Source organism: Desulfomonile tiedjei (assembly GCA_016212925.1).
In the GTDB taxonomy this organism is placed as follows: Bacteria; Desulfobacterota; Desulfomonilia; order Desulfomonilales; family Desulfomonilaceae; genus JACRDF01.
The window spans coordinates 62026-78683 of record JACRDF010000040.1; the positions used below are offsets into that span (position 1 = coordinate 62026).

Genomic DNA, 16658 nt, shown 5'->3' on the forward strand with positions numbered 1-16658 from the left:
TGGAGGGGGGTTATCCTGAGTAGCCACGGATGAAACCCGTCGTACGCGGAACCCATGATTAGCTTCATACGGCACTGAAGGGCCCGACCCCTCCAGAGTCGGTACCGTGATTGGCGGGGGCTCTTTCCCTGGTTTCACCAAGGGCTACTCACGGCATTCGCCTTCGGGGAATTTTGGATCCATGCGCGGTTTGCCGGAAGCAGGGTCTGATCGACCAGCGCGTGTCACTGCCTGTTCATCTAGCCACTGCCATTCGTTTCCGACAGAACTTTCGAGAATGGCTACAGCTTTTCTAACCGCGTTTTCGAGCCGGCCTGGGAGGGATGTGGAGGGTTCGTTCCAGGAAGCACACCAGTCGTTCGAACGATTCGAGTATGACCGGTTTCATGAAGCGGTTTTCGGTTCTCAAATCGTAGAACACATTGAACATATGTTTCTGGTGGGGGTAGATGTTTACTTCGTGAGGCCGCATGTTGGTCTGTAACTCAAACGCGAGTTTTCTCGCGTACTTGACATCGTAAACATCGTCGTCCTCGCCATGGAATATCTGCACAGGCGGCAGTCGTAGAGGTTCGTAAGGCATAACCCAGGGTGAGCCGCCATAATTCCAGATAACAGCTTTGATTCGAGGATCTTGGCAGGCATATGTGAGGGCCGCATTCGCGGGCTGGGAATGCCCGGAGAGCGCTATTCTGTGCGGATCCACCAGCGGCCAGCAAACCAGGTAATCCACAACGGCCTTGATGGAATTCAAGTACCATTTCGTGGTGACCGCCAGCCGTGCTGCCACCACCCCCTGATTTAGGCTGCCGACAACCCAACCGCCTCCTCTGTCCCAATCGTACGGCCCAGGGGCTAATTCCTCCGGGAAATTCGACGGATCGATAAGCACAACAGCAAAATAGCGATTCGCGAGATTCTGGCAGTGGTCATGATACTGGGCAATCTTGGTAGAACCGACTCCCACGCCTACAATCACCGCAGGTAGCGGATGCCTGGTTCCCTGTTGCGGCAGGAAGCAGTATGCGGGCAAGGTCCCGCCGTCGCGGAGCGGAATTTGAGTCTTGAAGCCTTGGGCGATGGTTTCGGAAGGGCAAAAGCAGAGGGCCAGAGCCGAAAGAAACCAACAGACCATACCTCTAAGCAAGAAAAGACGCAACAAGCGACTCCTCTAAAAAAAAATGCAACAGTAGCGAAAATTATCATTAACGAGGAATAAAGTCAATAAAAGAGAGCTAGTTCGCTGCTCTGGAGCGGGGAAGAGAGGGAAGATGGCTTCCCGAATTTGCAGTCAAGGGCCTTTGTTGAACGTGTGCAACCTCAGTGCTGAACCGAGCGAAGTTTGTCTTCATAAAGGAGTTGATCAGCCGCTCGTAGCTGAGGCGCCCGGCATGCGGGGGCACGGTATGGTCCCTATCCATTGGGCAAACGCGGTAGGGCTCTCCCAGACTGGTCATGCGTGATCTCGGGGTAGCGAGGCGGGCCGGAAACATGAACATCCACTGGCTGGAATACGTGCGAATAATCCTGTGCTTGCAGGTCACTGCATCGTCGCTCAGCCGGCTGTATTGTGTTGGAGGATCATCCGAGGGAAACCTGTTGACTCGCCAGCGACAGTGATAAAGATGCCCCGCGCCGTTGTACAACGGGAACTCGATGATTTGTGCATTAATTCCGGCCCTGAAAGAGGCTTCGTATGCGAGGAAATTTACGCAGTCATGATCCGGGTGACCGCCTTCAAAAGCGTTGGCGACTACAATGGAAGGTTGGATTTGACGCATCAGGTCGGCCACTCGATCAGCCGCGGGATCGAGATTTGCGAGCAACCCTAAATCCGGGAACTTGAGCAGGTGGACGCGGGATTCGTCGAGTCCAAGCAAAATTATGGCCTTGGAAAGCTCCCTTTCGCGGCGCTTTCCCAAACCGAAGTAGTCTCCTGACGTGAGCCACGCGGCCGTCAAGTCCGCGCCCTTGTCGAGCAGTAGTTTCATGGTTCCGGCAACGAACACGTCATCGTCCGGATGCGCGAACAGGCAAAGGAATTTTTCTCGATCGCTGAAAGTCATAGACACCATGGGTTCGACAGAAGTCCACAGCTACCGAGTGTTTCTCAGGACAACTTTTGTCGAGGTGATTTCTTTAGTCAAGTTCCGAGCCGCGCCTGGACCCCTCAATGTATCAAGTGGGCGCGACCGTTTTCCGGGGTGGCTTCAGGACGCACGCGGGAGTAAATATCTTTCATAAAAGCTTCTTTGCATTCAAGGCACATTATGAAAGTGTCATCTTCGTAAACTTGGCGGTTAAGTTCGGCCTCGCTGCAGGCATCGATCTCTTCAATCAGTTGCTCCAAACCAGGCTCACCCGTGTTGTTTCCCGCGTCGGGAATTGCCCCGTCGTAAAGAGAACGAATCCGAACAACCACTTGATATTTAAGGCTGCCTTCCTTCATCGGGCTTCCACATAGATGGCAACGAAGCTGGCTCATGAGATTGACAGAACCTCCGGTTGCGATTATAAAAAAATTGGACCGCCTACGCCAGTAAAATCATTGGAGACAACATGCAGTTCCCGGAATACAGGGCCAGACGGCTCAGACGGACGGAGACGCTGCGAAGTATGGTGCGGGAAGTTCGCCTGAATACTGAGGACTTCATCTTACCGTTCTTCGTGCGACATGGCAAAGATGTAAGGAACCCGATCGCAAGCATGCCCGGACAGTATCAGATCTCTCCGGACGTCCTTGTCCGGGAGCTGAAGGAGCCTGTGGACAGGGGCATCCCCGCCATCCTGCTGTTTGGCATTCCGCAAAAGAAGGATGCCGTGGGCTCGGAAGGCTATGCGAAAAACGGCATAGTCCAGCAGGCGATCCGCGAGGTCAAGAACGCCTTTCCGGACCTTGTTGTAATTACCGACGTATGCTTGTGCGAGTACACAGACCACGGGCACTGCGGCGTGATCAGGGATAATGACGTTGACAATGACCTAACGCTGGAACTACTTGCCAAGATGTCCGTGTCTCACGCCAGCGCGGGGGCTGACATGGTCGGACCCAGCGATATGATGGACGGCCGCGTGTCCGCCATCAGGGAAGCACTTGACGAAGGCGGATTTGATTGGCTTCCTATAATGTCGTACGCCGCGAAGTATGCATCCGCGTTCTATGGGCCTTTCCGGGATGCGGCCGAGTCACCGCCCAAATTCGGGGATCGGCGCTCCTACCAGATGGATCCGGCCAACTCTGATGAGGCCCTCCGTGAGGTCGCTATGGACGTGGACGAAGGCGCCGACCTCATCATGGTCAAACCGGCCTTGCCCTACCTCGATGTTATCTGGCGAGTCCGCAACACGTTTGACCTTCCGTTGGTGGCGTATAACGTGAGCGGCGAATTCGCGATGATCAAGGCCGCTGCCCAGAACGGCTGGTTAGACGGCGACAGGTGCATGATGGAGGCGCTAACCGCCATCAAAAGGGCCGGAGCGGACCTGATAATCACGTACCACGCGCTGGAAGCTGTGCGCATACTTCAAAAGGATTCCCGCCCGAGGAAAAAGTGAATCGGTTCGATCTGCGATTAGTGGCCTGGGAGATGACCCGGGCCTGTAATTTGGCGTGTGTACACTGCCGGGCAGGGGCTTGCCCGGACAGGAGCCCGGAAGAACTGACCTCTGAAGAAGGTCGCTCCCTCATAGATGGGATAAGCAGGGTAGGGAAGCCCATTCTTATTATGACAGGTGGAGAGCCCCTCATTCGTCCGGATTTCTTCGATCTGGCCCGATATGCCATGTCTGCCGGCTTGCGTGCGGTGCTTGCCACCAATGGCGTGCTGGTAACCCCTGAGGTTGCCCGCGAGGTCGCTGCTGTAGGCATTCCGCGGGTAAGTATCAGTCTCGATGGTCCCACCGCCGAGGAACACGACGCTTTCCGAATGATTCCCGGAGCGTTTGAGGCGTCCCTGGCCGGAATTGCCAACCTCAGGTCCGCCGGGGTGTCCGTGCAGATCAATACCACTCTGACCCGCCGCAATAGGCAACACTTGGGCCGGATCATGGCTCTAGCCGAGAAAATCGGGGCCGCGGCTTTTCATGTCTTCTTGCTGGTTCCGACCGGGCGAGCGCGAGACCTGGTAGGTGAAGAGATGGGGCCTGAGGAGTACGAGGAGACCTTGCTGGAGTTTTACAGCCTGGCCCGAAAAACCAAGTTGGAGACCAAAGCGACTTGCGCGCCCCAGTATTACCGAATTCTCAGGCAGCAGGCCAAAGCCGAGGGCGCCGAGGTCAACGAACAGACCTTCGGGCTCAACGCACGGACAAGAGGGTGTCTGGGAGGCCTCTCCTTTGTGTTTGTTTCGCACAAAGGCGAGTTGCAGCCTTGCGGATACTTTGACGTGCAAGCGGGTAGCGTTCGAGAGAAGCCCTTTGCAGACCTCTGGGAAAACGCCCCTTTGTTCAAGGACCTCAGGACGTTCTCCATGCTCGAAGGAAAATGCGGAAAGTGCGACTATCTTCGCTTTTGCGGCGGGTGCAGAGCCAGGGCCTACGAAGCCACGGGCCGGTACATGTCCGAGGAGCCGTATTGCGCATATCAACCACCCGCGATGACAAGAGGATAACATCGTTTTTCTAACCAATGTGACAAACCATAGACTGCCAATTCAGGTTCGGAGGTATTGATGATCATTGAGCAAATACAGATCGGCGGATTCGACATATTTTGCTACGTTCTCGGCGATGCGGAGACCGGTGAAGGAATTGTTGTGGATCCGGGCGGTGCGGCTGACTTGATTGTTCCTAGAGCTGAAAAGCGTGGCGTGTCTAAGATAAAGCTGATCGTAAATACTCACAACCACGTGGACCACATAGCGGGAAACAATGGCATGCAATTAGCCACCAGTGCGCCGATTGCGATCCATGAAGCGGACGCTCCGGGGCTGGCCAATCCGAACCGGGCAATGCTGGCGATGTTCGGGGCCGAGGCTTCTCCTGCTGCGGGCGTGCTCCTCAAAGATGGAGATACGATTACCTTTGGAAAACAGTCCGTAAAGGTCATTCATACTCCGGGCCACACTCCCGGCGGAATCTGCCTTTACTTCCCCGGCTATGTTATCACCGGCGACACACTCTTCGTGCAAGGGGTAGGCCGGACGGATTTACCGGGAGGGTCATTCCAGGTCTTGCAGGCCTCCATCCGGGACAAGCTCTTCACCTTGCCCGAAGACACCGTGGTGCTGCCGGGCCACAATTATGGCGCTACACCAACTTCCACCATAGGCCGAGAAAAGGCCGGCAACATGTTTGTGTAAATGAGTGTTTCCTCAACTCCGCAGATTTTGCCGATGCTTTGAAGATATGGTTCCCAGGCTTTGCTTCAGAGGGCGGCCCAGTATTGTCATTGCGAGGAGTGCAACGACGAAGCAATCTCATTTTCGGTGGGACGGGCATCTTGCCCGTCATTCAACAGACAGGCGAGACGCCTGTCCCACCAGGGGAGCATGTAAAGCAATTACTTGCCTTTCAGAAGTGAGAACATAGCCTTCAGTTCCCTCCCTCCGAGCAAGTACGAAGCGGCCCCGTAAATGACCAGCCCGCCAATGATGCAGCCTGCGAGTACGGGACCGTTTACGAAGTTGAGGCCTTGCTCCCATGTTCCGAAGCTCCTGGAGTAGAACAGGAACCCGCCCATCAAGAGTGATGCCACCGAAGTTCGTGCCAGGGAATCCAAAAGGTCGGCTGAGGGAAAACCGCCGAGGCGTTTTGCCAGAATAGCGAACAGTAACAAGAGGTTGAAGGCCGCTGCGAGCGACGTTGCAAGGGCCAACCCGCCCTGCGCCATCGGTCCCATGAGGAGCACTCCCGCGACCACATTAACTATCACTGCGCCAATCGACACCCACAGAGGTGTCCTGGTGTCCTTCAGTGAGAAAAAGGCCTGCGTAACGACCCTTAATCCGGAAAATGCCCACAAACCGACTGTGTACCACAACAGGGCATAGGCCGTTTCCCGCGTGTCAACGACCGTAAACAACCCCCTCTGGAAAAGCACCGCGACGATCGGTTCCCGAAGCAGAATCAAACCGATTGATGCAGGAATAATAAAGAACCCTATCAGTCTGAGAGAAAAGGTAACAGAATGCCTGAGAGCCGGAAGATCGCCGTTGCTCGCTTGCCGGCTCATCGAAGGCAACACAGCGGTCCCCAGCGCAATGGCGAAAACACCCAGCGGAAGCTCCACGATTCTATCCGCGTACCACAACCATGAGACACTTCCCTGGGCCAACAAGGAAGCCAGCACGGTACCCACAAGGACGTTTATCTGAGAAACCCCTCCACTAAAAGCTGCCGGCACGAATAAGCGGCCGATCCTTTTGAGCGTAGGGTCCTTGAAATGGAAATCAGGGCGAATCCGGACCCCAGTCGCATTCATGAAGGGGACCTGGAGCAAAAGTTGAAGTATCCCCCCTGCAATCACCCCCCAAGCCAGGGCCATATAGGGCTCGACATTGAAAAACCTGCAGAAGAAGGCTACACTGAAAATCATTGAGATGTTCAATACAACCGGAGCCGCAGCCGGTGCGGCAAAGTGGCGAAGGGAATTCAGTACCCCCGAGGCCAAAGCCACAAGAGAAATAAGGAAAATGTAGGGAAACATTATCCTGGTCAGGTCAACCGTCAGGTTGAACTTGACAGGATTCTCGAAGAACCCCGGAGCCGTGACCCTGACAAGCCACGGGCTGAAGATGATGCAGATCACCGTAACAATGGCCAGGACGATCGCAGCGAAGCTAATGGTGATTCTGGCCAGGCGTGCAGCCTCGGTAATACCCTTTCTTTGGAGGGTGTCAACAAAGGTCGGGATGAAGGCCGCGGACAAAGCCCCTTCAGCGAAAAGCCGCCGCAACAGGTTCGGGATACGGAAGGCTACAAAAAACGCGTCCGCTCCCAGACCTGCGCCGAGGAACAGAGCGATCACCATGTCCCGCACAAAGCCGAGCACTCTGCTCAGGGTAGTCCAGAAGCCGACTACCCCTGCGGCCTGCGTGATGGCCTTATGCTCGGAGACCGGTTGGTGGTCGGTCGTCGATGAAAGAGATTGACTTTCTATCCGTTCTTCTGCCATATAATAGAGTTTCCATCTGGGACGCGTCACAGGGTCATGGGGCCCCGACCGCGATCCTCGAAGTTGACATGAACAACCGCTTGAAAAAAGTAATTATAACTAGACCTATCGCTTAAGGAGCTATTAATGGCCAACCACCCCTCGGCACTCAAGAGGATGCAGCAAAACGAAAAGAAACGCATCCGAAACATGTCCTACAAATCCAAGGTGAAGACCGCAGTGAAAAGGTTCCTCCTGGCAAAGGAGGAGAATGCAGCCGACGCCCAAGCTCTCCTTGTTCGAGCCGAATCTCTGCTTCATAAGGGAGTGTCCAAAGGTATTTTTCACAGGAATACCGCTTCCCGTGCGATTTCTCGGCTGGCCAAGAAGCTCACCGCGGCTTGAACGGGGGCCCGGCTTCCCATATGACGACGAAAGGGTCTACCTCACAGGGTCGGCCCCTAATGTCTCCGGCTTCCGTGAGCTTCCTTTCTTTATTGATGGCCACTATCGCGGATCACCCGTCAGTATCCACCCTGCCCAAGCCGGCGGCCTTCCGCTGAAGGAAGAATCCAGGCCTGCCGGCATATCTTTGGCGTATTCAGCCAGGGCCTTATCCACAGGAACTTGCTCCGACAGCTTCTTCATCACGGCGAGCAAGAAAGGCTCTTCAGATCCCCAGTTCGCGTCGGAATAGTTCACCATGCCCGCTCGGACACCTGCGTAGATCATGGCAGTACCGAGCAAGAGCGGACCCTCGCCCACGGGGGTGTCTTTGTCCTGCACGTCGAACCACGATACAGGCATTATCAGCAACTTGGATCGGATAGGCGTTGAGAACAAAGCGTTTGCGCACAGGGTGCGCCGTCCCTGTTTGTCCGGCGAAAAGAAGAAACAAGGCTGCCGATCGGCTTCCACAGAGTCGGTCATTGCCAGCGGGACAGCCAGTAGAGCCACATCCTCTCGCGCGTCCCTGTTCTCCATAAGGCGGTCCGCAGTCGCGGCCTGTGCAGCCTGCACATCGAATTTCTTAAACATCTTCTGTATGCGGACCACAATTTCCGACGGCTTCGGGTACACGGGATTGGTCAGAATGAGCCGCTCAATTCGCTCGCTCTCCGAGAGCTTTTCACGCTTCTTTTTTGACGGCGCTTGAGGTGAAGCCGTTTCTCGCATCTCTTCTTCCGGGATCCAAGGGATGGATTCATATACGAGTAACGTGCCTGGACTATTGGGCTTTCCTTGCTCGGAGTTCCAAGACCTCACAAATTGCAGCATATCAGCCGACGGTATCGTTGAGACCAGCCTGTCGCGGCCGAAAGGCCTGTCCTCCGAGTCAAGCATGACCGAGAACGGTAGGTACCAAAGGGACCTGTCCGGGATCACGAACACGGTAGGTTTGTCGGTCGGCAGCGGGGGCAACTTCCCAAGCAAAGCCCTGTATATGCGTCTGCACGGTTCTTTCCAGGCATGTCCCATAAAAGTCGATTGAGCGCCGGAAGTGAATTCACGAAGCTTGTCCTGAAGATTAAACACCGTCCGGTCGATTTCCGGTCGATTGGCAGGGACCTGATGGTAAATGGCCTTCTCGTTGGTGATGATCCCGACCACTGTACGGTCCGAGAACATGTTGAAGTCGAGTATCATTTCGTCCTTGCCAAGAAGGTCCCGGCGGAGGTCACCCAGGGGCATGGGGACTCCTTTGCGAAACATGGCATACCGAGGGGAACTTTTGTGCAGGGACTTCCGGACTTCTCCAAGCTTTGTCTTGAGCGCTTCTTCCGCATTCCGATTGGCCGCGCTCAGAGGGTCTTCTCGTAGTTCAGCGAGCTTTTTCAGAAGAATCGCTTCCTCTTTCAACAAGGTGGCGGGAACATCGAAGAAATTCAGGACAACGGCTTTTTTTAAGGCGAGGTTCCTCCGACAGATGCGCCTTTTTTCCATCAAATGGAAGATCCTTGCCGATTGATCTTCGGCCGGTTCCAGGTGCATGGGACCGAGGATCTTTGTGGCGAGTTCGTCGTACAAAGACAACCGCTGTTCCAGTTCCTTCAGCAGCGCGTGTCCGGGCGGAGCGTCATCCACCAGAGACTCTAAGTAGTCGATAGCGCTGCGGTATTTTATGGTGGCGTTGTCGGTCTCTCCGGCAAGATAAAGACGACGGGCTTCCTTGACCTCCCTGTCCAGTTTTTGCAGGATCGACGCACTCTCCGGTTCTTGGGTGGACTTGTCGGGGCTCGGTTCCCTGAAAAGCCAGTGGTACTTCTTTGCTTTGTCAGCCTCGCCAGCCGCGAGACGTTTTGTTGCCGTCCGATCCGATCCACCGACGGATTCCTGCTCAACAGGCTGTGCCAAGGTCACGCAGGTATAAAGCCAGGAAACTGCCACCATTGCGATCATCAGTGGAAGTCGGCAGAACATGCAGCGACAAAATGGATTCGTTTTGCCTTCCTGATTTGTTGGGGGTTCGAGGTCCGTGATTGAGCTCTTAACCTTCATTGGATCGGTCATCTCCAAGCACTGAGCCTGTCGGCTGTTCGGAGGCGGCAATGGGTCCTTGCTATCGTCCTATGGTGATGGGCATCGAAAACGGCACTTCTCGGAAGGGCTTGCGCCGGTGTAAGGGCACGGCACGCCGTGCCCCTACCGGCTTAGATTCGCGGCATGTGCATGTCAATTCCGCGCAATTCCGATGCGTATCCGAAGAGATCGTCGCTCGCATCTACTTCTCGCTCTCTTCGGTGCGATCCGCGTTGACCCACCACTCGTCTTCCTTCTCTTTGAACCACCATGCGGAGAAATCGGTGTTCAGAATGCTCCTGGCCAGGCGCTTGCCGTTATCGGTCCGAAGCCGTTTAATGGCAGCGGAAATCCATTCCGGCGAATACCTGTTCCCGAGATCCGCAAGCTCCTTTAGTTGAAGGATCATTTCCAGCTGGTCCGCGTCGTGAGCAGCCTCTGATTCGGGGGTTTTCCGATTGTTGAATTCATCTGCCAAATTGCGTATTTCTTCACCGAAAAACAGATCTGCCGTCATGTCCCGTGCAGCGGCATCCTCGTCGGCCTTCACGTACTTCTTGTTAACGTAATTCAAATCCCCGGTTCGCGCCTCGACCAGATCATGGAAGAGACACATCAGAACCACGCGTTCTGTCGCCAGGTCGCCGGAAACGCGACCTAAAACGTACCCGATCACCGCACTTCGAAAGCTATGTTCGGCAACGGTTTCGCTGCCTGATCCCAGGAACTGAAATCCCGATCGAGGTGTGTGCTTCAGCATGCCAACCTCGAACAGGAAATTCGCTATGGCTTTTAAGTCCACTTTTTGCCTCTCTCAATATTCACGATCCTGGCTTCACTATCACGATTCCGCTTCGCTATCAAGGGTCATGCCCTCGTACCGGCCGCCACTAATTCGCGGATGGCAAAGGAATCTCATTGAGAGGCGGCAAGGTCGAAGCAATCTCCAGTGGTGGGACAGGCGTCCCGCCTGTCTACTGGAAAGACGGGAAAAATGAAACTGTCTCAGAATTCATCGGGTGCGGGGAATCGTGCCAGTCGGGCTGGCCCGGACGCCACTGCGTCCGGGTTCCGAAGGAACAAGAGGGACTGCTCGAAGTCACTCACCTATCCGATGGCCTCGGAGGACTATTTGCAGGCTGCAAATCACCTCCTGTCGCTGCGCGACCCGCTGGTGGGACCGGCATCTTGCCGGTCATCCCAATAGACAGGCTGGAAGCCCGTCCCACCACACCTCCGGGCCACCCGGCGTGATGGCTGTTGATGCCAGGCCATTCCCCCAATTCGCTTTCCGAAAGCTTTTGCTCTATAATCTCGAACTAGTGCGAATTCCGTGTATATGGGTGACCTTTGGAGCCGGCAGCTGAGTTGATAACATCGTGTGATCTTTGCGGAAGCGAGGACCACGTTCTCCTTTTCGTGAAGGAAGGCTTTCGTCACGTGAGATGCCGCGGGTGCGGGCTTGTCTTTGTTAATCCAAGGCTGGCTGGACATTTGGAATCTCAGAGGCACTCCGGAACAGGAACTATGGGCGAAGACCAGTTGACCCCGGCTCAGATCAGGAGGTTGCAGAAGGAACTGGCTTCTGTAGAGCCTTTCAGACGGCTAAACCGCATTTTGGAAATCGGAGCGGGAAGGGGTTGGTTTCTATCGGAAGCGAGCAAGGCAGGATGGGAAACCTGGGCCGTCGAAATAAACAATGAAGCCGTAGAGCATCTCCGGGCCAAAGGCATCGCACAAATATTAGTTGAACCTGCTGAAGAGTTTCATGCCGAGCCCGAATCCGTGGATGCTGTAAGAATCTGGGACGTTATCGAGCACCTTCCGTCCCCAAAAAAGGCCATGACCAGGATTTACAGCGTATTGAGGCCGAGCGGACTTTTGCGCCTGTCCACAACGAACTTCGCTTCTTTGTCCCGCTGGGTCAATGGCCCCGAATGGGTTTACCTTAACGGCGCGGACCACATTTTTCTTTTTGAACCCGCCACCATAACTCATCTTTTGGAGAAAACAGGTTTTTCGGACGTTCGCATCAGAACAAGATCCTTCAACATGAGGAGAAAACTCTACCATCCCGAAAGAGAACTACCCACCACCATTCCTCCCTTGGTTCCCTTCAGGAAGCTGATCGACGAAACCGTACGCTTCACCAAGTACGGACACCAAATGATCGTCACCGCCACAAAGCCGGAGCGGTGACTAGTTTCGACGGAAAAACAATGTAACGTCTTGGCCAAGAGCCACATATGGTGGCCGGAAAATTGGGAATCAAGTGGAAACACTCTTCGTCCGGGCTAGCCTTCGGCGCAGGCTCGAACCAATCTTTGGAGTTCCTTGTAATTCTTGGTCGTTCGATCGGTAATCTGAAAACCGCAGAGGTAGCCACCCGACTCTTTTCGCTTCACCCAGCGACATTTCGCGATGAGAACCATTGAGTCAAAGCGTTGGCGACCGTAATGGTATGCGGGGATCACGAGTGTAATTTCCACGCCTTTCTCGCAAGTCATTCCATCGACCGCGAAGCCTTCCTCAGTAATATCGACGAGCTTGCCTCTGTTCTCGCGGCGGATAGCGTCATGAATTGGGATTTGAAAGGGGACGGCGTGTCTTACTAAGCTGCGGTGTTCCGCGCCGGTGGCAGACTCTTCAGATACATCCACTTCCTCAAATCCATCGGCTTCCACAGCTTCATCGAATTCCTCCGCTTCATCGACTTCCTGGCAATAGAAAGAGTCAGACAAATCGATCAATTTTTTCAATTCCAGTGAATCGTTGGAGGAAAGTTCTCCTATTTCGAAACCGGCAAGGTGTTCGCCATCGGAAGGATCTCTGGCCGCCCACCGGCAGTACGCAAGAACTCTCAAACGACCGACATCGAAATACTCGTCAGCCGGAATGACTAGGGTTTTCAAGTCATTAACTCGTGCCCTAATGCCACGAGTTCCTATACCGTTTTCCGTGAGGTCCAGAACCGTACCCACGACCTGCGATTCATCTTCCGAGTAGACAGGCAAGACAAAGTCCACCGTGTGCCTGGAAGATCGGCGTTGGCCCTCGGATTGTTTGGAGGATTGTTGACGAACTCGGTCCAGGAGGTTGGCACTTGCCAGCTGTCTGAAGAGGTCCTCCAGTCCTTTGGGCGAGAGCTTGTACTTCTCCATCAGCGTCGAATCATCGACACCTTCCTTGATATCTGCAAGGACTTCCTTTACCCGTATTTCCCGTCCGGACATCACGTTCCCCCCAAGCTCATTTAAGGCTCTGCTTCAGTCGCGGATGCGGTAAAGAACCGAGCTACTTCTCGGAAGGATTATATGTGCTGTTTCAGGCAGATCAACAAAAAAAGGTGTTATAGTGCAACCATCAGTTACCAGCGCGAGAGCACGGGTGGGCAAACCTTCACTTACGCGGGGGAATTGTCGGTTTCCTGTCATTGCGAGGAGTGAAGTGCCGCGGTTCGCGGGAAAGCAATCTCAGCTTCGGTAGGACCGGCATCCTGCCGGTCATTCAAATTTGCAGGCGAGACGCCTGTCCCATCAATGGAGATTGCTTCCCCCGCTTTTCAGCGGGGTCGCAATGACATGTTTCGCGCAAGTCGTCTCTTCCGCAAGACCGAATGGTTACACGGGTGTTTTTTCTTCTGTGGAGTGGACATCCTATTCCGTGTTATTATGAAGTTTTTCCCGAAATGAAGTCATCCGGCTAATAAGCTTGACTTGATGGGATGTTTGTCATATTTAATCAATATGTTGTTTAGATAACTTGAAGCGAGTTATCACATGACGGAACAAATCGAAGCTCTCCACATCCCCCCCGCTCAGCGAGCCAGAATGCTCGTTGAGGCCCTCCCATACATAAGGGCGTTCCGGGGAAAGCGCATCGTGATCAAATACGGCGGCAGCGCCATGACCGACAGGCGCTTGAAGCGGGATTTTGCGGAAGATATAGCCCTTATCAGTTTCATCGGCATGAAACCGATCATAGTTCATGGCGGCGGGCCTCAAATCGGCGAGCTTCTGAAAAAGATCGGAAAAGAGAGCCGTTTCGTGAAAGGCCTGCGAGTCACAGACCCCGAAACTATGGATGTTGTGGAGATGGTGCTGGTGGCTAAAGTGAACAAGGATGTGGTTTCTCTGATAAATTCTTATGGCGGGAAGGCTGTCGGCATCTCCGGCCGCGATGGCGGGCTGATCAGAGCCAAGAAAGCCAAACCCGCAAGATTGGCCGGAATAGACGAAGACCTCGGACTTGTGGGAGAGGTGGAAAAAATCAATCCCGAGTTGATCGCGTGTCTCGAAGAGAGCGGGTTTATCCCGGTGATAGCTCCCGTGGGAGCGGGACCTGATGAGAAGCCTTTCAACATCAACGCCGACACCGCGGCAGGCGCTCTGTCAGCCGCGCTGCGAGCGGAGAAGTTCCTCTTGCTGACGGATGTTCCCGGTGTCTTGGACGAAAACGGGAGATTGATCTCCAGTCTTTCTGAAGAAAAGGCTGAGGATCTGATGCGGACCGGCGTCGCGTCCGGAGGGATGATACCGAAGATCAAGTGCTGTCTTAGCGCTCTCAGGGGTGGAGTCCCAAAGGCACACGTCATTGACGGAAGAGTGCCCCACGCTCTGCTGCTGGAGATGTTGACGGATGAAGGAATCGGGACCGAAATCGTGCGCGACCTTGCTCCAGGGCTATAAAATGATTTCAAAACCTGCGTGATTTTGGGAAAATCTCGTTATTTCTGTTGGAAGGTTTGGGACTTCACATAACTGACAAGGACCCCCAGGGAGTTGTTATGGAATCGGACGATTTCATGGATATGAACAAGGAATACGTTTTCAATACTTACGGACGAGCGCCCATCATGCTGGTCCAAGGGACCGGATGCAGGGTGCGTGACAGTCTTGGCAGGGAATATCTGGATTTCGTAGCCGGCCTGGCAGCTTGTCCGCTGGGGCATGGACATCCGGGGCTCGCGGCTGCAATAGCCGAACAAGCTGCCAAGCTCATTCACGTATCCAATTTGTTTCACATAGAGCCACAGATTCTGCTGGCCAAGCTACTGACCGAGAACTCGTTCGCGGGCAAGGCGTTTTTCTGCAATTCGGGTGCAGAGGCTAATGAGGGAGCTATCAAGCTGGCCAGAAAGTACTTTCACGACCGAGGCCACCACGAGCGATACCACATCGTGACCATGGAGAACTCGTTCCACGGCCGAACCCTGGCCACTTTGGCCGCCACCGGCCAGACCAAATACCGCAACGGGTTCGAGCCACACATGCCCGGATTTTCCCACGTGCCCTTCGGTGACATTAGGGCGCTCCAGGATGCCGTTTCGGACAGCACGGCAGCAGTGTTGATCGAGCCCATTCAGGGCGAAGGCGGAGTGCGAATGCCCCCTGAAGGCTACCTCGCGGAGGTGAGGGACCTGTGCAACCGGTTAGGGTGTCTGCTAATGTTTGATGAAGTCCAGACCGGTATGGGTCGTACCGGAAAGCTCTTTGCGTACGAGCACTTCGGCGTAGAGCCTGATGTCATGACCCTTGCCAAAGGAATAGCGGGGGGAGTTCCCATGGGTGCGCTCCTGGCAACGGATGAGGTTGCCCAAGCTTTTGTGCCGGGCACCCACGCGTCCACGTTTGGAGGTAATCCCCTGGCATGTGCTGCGGCCCTGGCTGTTGTGCGAGAAATCCTCTCGGAGGGGTTCCTGGCCAAAGTGCAGCGGAGAGGTGATTATCTGCGGTCCAGGCTTGAACAGTTGGCGTTGCGACGCGACATCATTGCCGAGGTCCGCGGGGTAGGGCTGATGCAAGCCATTGACCTGAAAGTGCCGGGAGCGGATCTCTCTGTTAAGATGCGTGAGGCCGGCATCCTGGTGAATTGCACGTCTGAGACGGTTCTGAGATTCTTGCCGCCGCTAATCGTCACCGAAGCGGAGATAGATGAAATGGTCGAGGTCTTGGATTCGGTATTGAGCATGGAAGGGGGTAACTGAGCGTGAAAGGGGTTCGTCACTTCCTGAGCCTTGAGGATTACTCTCGGGAAGAGATCTTTTCCTTGATCACTCGGTCTCAAGAGATGAAATGCGGGACACCCGGGCCGGGTCCTGCTATGCCGCTTCGAGGCCGTACTATAGGGATGATCTTTGAAAAGCCTTCCACGCGGACGAGAGTATCCTTTGATGTGGGCGTGCATCAATTGGGCGGCCATTCGGTCTTCATGAATCCGAGGGACATTCAGATCGGGCGAGGGGAACCGATACGCGATACCGCCAGAGTCCTTTCCCGGTACCTGGATGCTATAGTGATTCGAACTTTCGGCCATGATGTGCTCGAAAAGTTCGCGAAATGGGCGTCCGTGCCGGTGATCAACGCTCTGTCGGACCTCCTGCATCCCTGCCAAGTCCTCGGGGACCTGTTTACGCTTCAGGAAGCGGGGCTCGATATCACGTCAATGAAGGCCGCTTGGATCGGAGACGGCAACAACATGGCCAATTCCTGGATCACCGCTGCCGAGAAGATTGGTTTTCAGCTCATTTTGGCCTGTCCGGACGGGTACGAGCCTGGCGTGAATTACGCTATTCCAAATGTGTTTCTCACCCGTGACCCGCTGGAGGCGGCCGAAGGTGCGGACGTGGTTTCGACTGACGTGTGGGCATCCATGGGCCAGGAGGACGAGGTCGGTGTGAGGCGAGAGGTGTTCGCGGGGTTTCAGGTCAACCGGGAGTTGCTCAAAAACGCGTCTGAGGGCGCATATGTGCTGCACTGCCTGCCTGCGCATCGAGGGGAAGAAATCACAGACGAGGTCATGGAATCAGATCGCTCGCTCGTTTGGGAACAGGCCGAGAACAGGCTTCACGTGCAGAAGGCGATATTGGAAATGCTGGTGGCCTAGTACTCCGTTGCAGAACAGCGGTGCCATGACGGCTTGGCCACGGGAGACACAGAAATAGGTGGGACAGGCATCTTGCCTGTCGTGATTTTGAGATTTGGATCACCCAGTCGACAGGCGAGACGCCTGTCCCACCGCATGGCCTCGCTGCTGAGGGGCTTGT

Annotated in this window: 15 protein-coding genes; 8 read left to right on the forward strand and 7 right to left on the reverse strand. The window is 54.8% G+C overall.

What is annotated here, in order from left to right:
* Positions 1–292: 292 nt before the first annotated feature.
* The 3 genes from HY913_16375 to HY913_16385 form a co-directional block, all read right to left on the reverse strand.
* Positions 293–1159 (reverse strand): dienelactone hydrolase family protein, encoded by an 867-nt coding sequence (locus tag HY913_16375; protein MBI4964852.1) that lies wholly within the window; start codon positions 1157–1159, stop codon positions 293–295.
* Between the two features lie 76 nt (positions 1160–1235).
* Positions 1236–2075 carry a PIG-L family deacetylase gene (locus HY913_16380; protein MBI4964853.1) on the reverse strand — a complete coding sequence of 280 codons (840 nt, stop codon included), beginning with the start codon at positions 2073–2075 and terminating at the stop codon, positions 1236–1238.
* Positions 2076–2170: 95 nt separating this feature from the next.
* Entirely contained in the window at positions 2171–2449 is a 279-nt protein-coding gene (locus HY913_16385; protein MBI4964854.1) for a hypothetical protein, read from the reverse strand.
* 110 nt (positions 2450–2559) lie between these two features.
* Between HY913_16385 and hemB the strand changes: the two genes are divergently transcribed.
* Genes hemB through HY913_16400 form a run of 3 tightly spaced genes read left to right on the forward strand, consistent with a single transcriptional unit; the run spans position 2560 to position 5300 of the window.
* The gene (gene hemB / locus HY913_16390; GenBank protein MBI4964855.1) at positions 2560–3555 is read left to right on the forward strand and encodes a porphobilinogen synthase; all 996 of its coding nucleotides are present in this window, start codon (positions 2560–2562) and stop codon (positions 3553–3555) included.
* Positions 3552–4610 (forward strand): heme b synthase, encoded by a 1059-nt coding sequence (ahbD, locus tag HY913_16395; protein MBI4964856.1) that lies wholly within the window; start codon positions 3552–3554, stop codon positions 4608–4610. Before hemB ends, ahbD begins: the two co-directional genes overlap by 4 nt.
* A 60-nt stretch (positions 4611–4670) precedes the next feature.
* Positions 4671–5300, forward strand: a complete 630-nt coding sequence (locus HY913_16400) for an MBL fold metallo-hydrolase (protein ID MBI4964857.1) — start codon at positions 4671–4673, stop codon at positions 5298–5300.
* Positions 5301–5500: 200 nt separating this feature from the next.
* Here the strand turns inward: HY913_16400 and murJ are convergent, their stop codons facing one another.
* Positions 5501–7114: a murein biosynthesis integral membrane protein MurJ gene (gene murJ, locus HY913_16405; protein ID MBI4964858.1), complete on the reverse strand. Its 1614-nt coding sequence runs from the start codon at positions 7112–7114 to the stop codon at positions 5501–5503.
* Between the two features lie 126 nt (positions 7115–7240).
* Here murJ and rpsT point away from each other — a divergent pair, with 126 nt between their 5' ends.
* The gene (rpsT, locus tag HY913_16410) at positions 7241–7498 is read left to right on the forward strand and encodes a 30S ribosomal protein S20 (protein MBI4964859.1); all 258 of its coding nucleotides are present in this window, start codon (positions 7241–7243) and stop codon (positions 7496–7498) included.
* A gap of 102 nt (positions 7499–7600) precedes the next feature.
* On the opposite strand, the gene HY913_16415 is transcribed toward rpsT, so the two are convergent.
* Together HY913_16415 and HY913_16420 are read right to left on the reverse strand one after the other, a co-directional pair.
* Positions 7601–9592 (reverse strand): CHAT domain-containing protein, encoded by a 1992-nt coding sequence (locus HY913_16415; GenBank protein ID MBI4964860.1) that lies wholly within the window; start codon positions 9590–9592, stop codon positions 7601–7603.
* A gap of 223 nt (positions 9593–9815) precedes the next feature.
* The gene (locus HY913_16420) at positions 9816–10373 is read right to left on the reverse strand and encodes an HD domain-containing protein (protein MBI4964861.1); all 558 of its coding nucleotides are present in this window, start codon (positions 10371–10373) and stop codon (positions 9816–9818) included.
* 767 nt (positions 10374–11140) lie between these two features.
* Between HY913_16420 and HY913_16425 the strand changes: the two genes are divergently transcribed.
* The gene (locus HY913_16425; GenBank protein ID MBI4964862.1) at positions 11141–11812 is read left to right on the forward strand and encodes a class I SAM-dependent methyltransferase; all 672 of its coding nucleotides are present in this window, start codon (positions 11141–11143) and stop codon (positions 11810–11812) included.
* A gap of 95 nt (positions 11813–11907) precedes the next feature.
* Here the strand turns inward: HY913_16425 and HY913_16430 are convergent, their stop codons facing one another.
* On the reverse strand, positions 11908–12846 hold the full coding sequence (locus HY913_16430) for a PilZ domain-containing protein (protein MBI4964863.1): 939 nt from the start codon (positions 12844–12846) through the stop codon (positions 11908–11910).
* Between the two features lie 546 nt (positions 12847–13392).
* On the opposite strand from HY913_16430, the gene argB reads away from it, so the two are divergent.
* The 3 genes from argB to argF all read left to right on the forward strand — a co-directional run bounded on the left by argB (position 13393) and on the right by argF (position 16498).
* A complete protein-coding gene (argB, locus tag HY913_16435; GenBank protein ID MBI4964864.1) occupies positions 13393–14301 on the forward strand; it encodes an acetylglutamate kinase in 909 nt (302 codons plus the stop codon).
* A 98-nt stretch (positions 14302–14399) separates the two neighbouring features.
* On the forward strand, positions 14400–15599 hold the full coding sequence (locus tag HY913_16440; protein MBI4964865.1) for an acetylornithine transaminase: 1200 nt from the start codon (positions 14400–14402) through the stop codon (positions 15597–15599).
* A gap of 2 nt (positions 15600–15601) precedes the next feature.
* Entirely contained in the window at positions 15602–16498 is an 897-nt protein-coding gene (gene argF, locus HY913_16445) for an ornithine carbamoyltransferase (protein MBI4964866.1), read from the forward strand.
* Positions 16499–16658 lie beyond the last annotated feature (160 nt).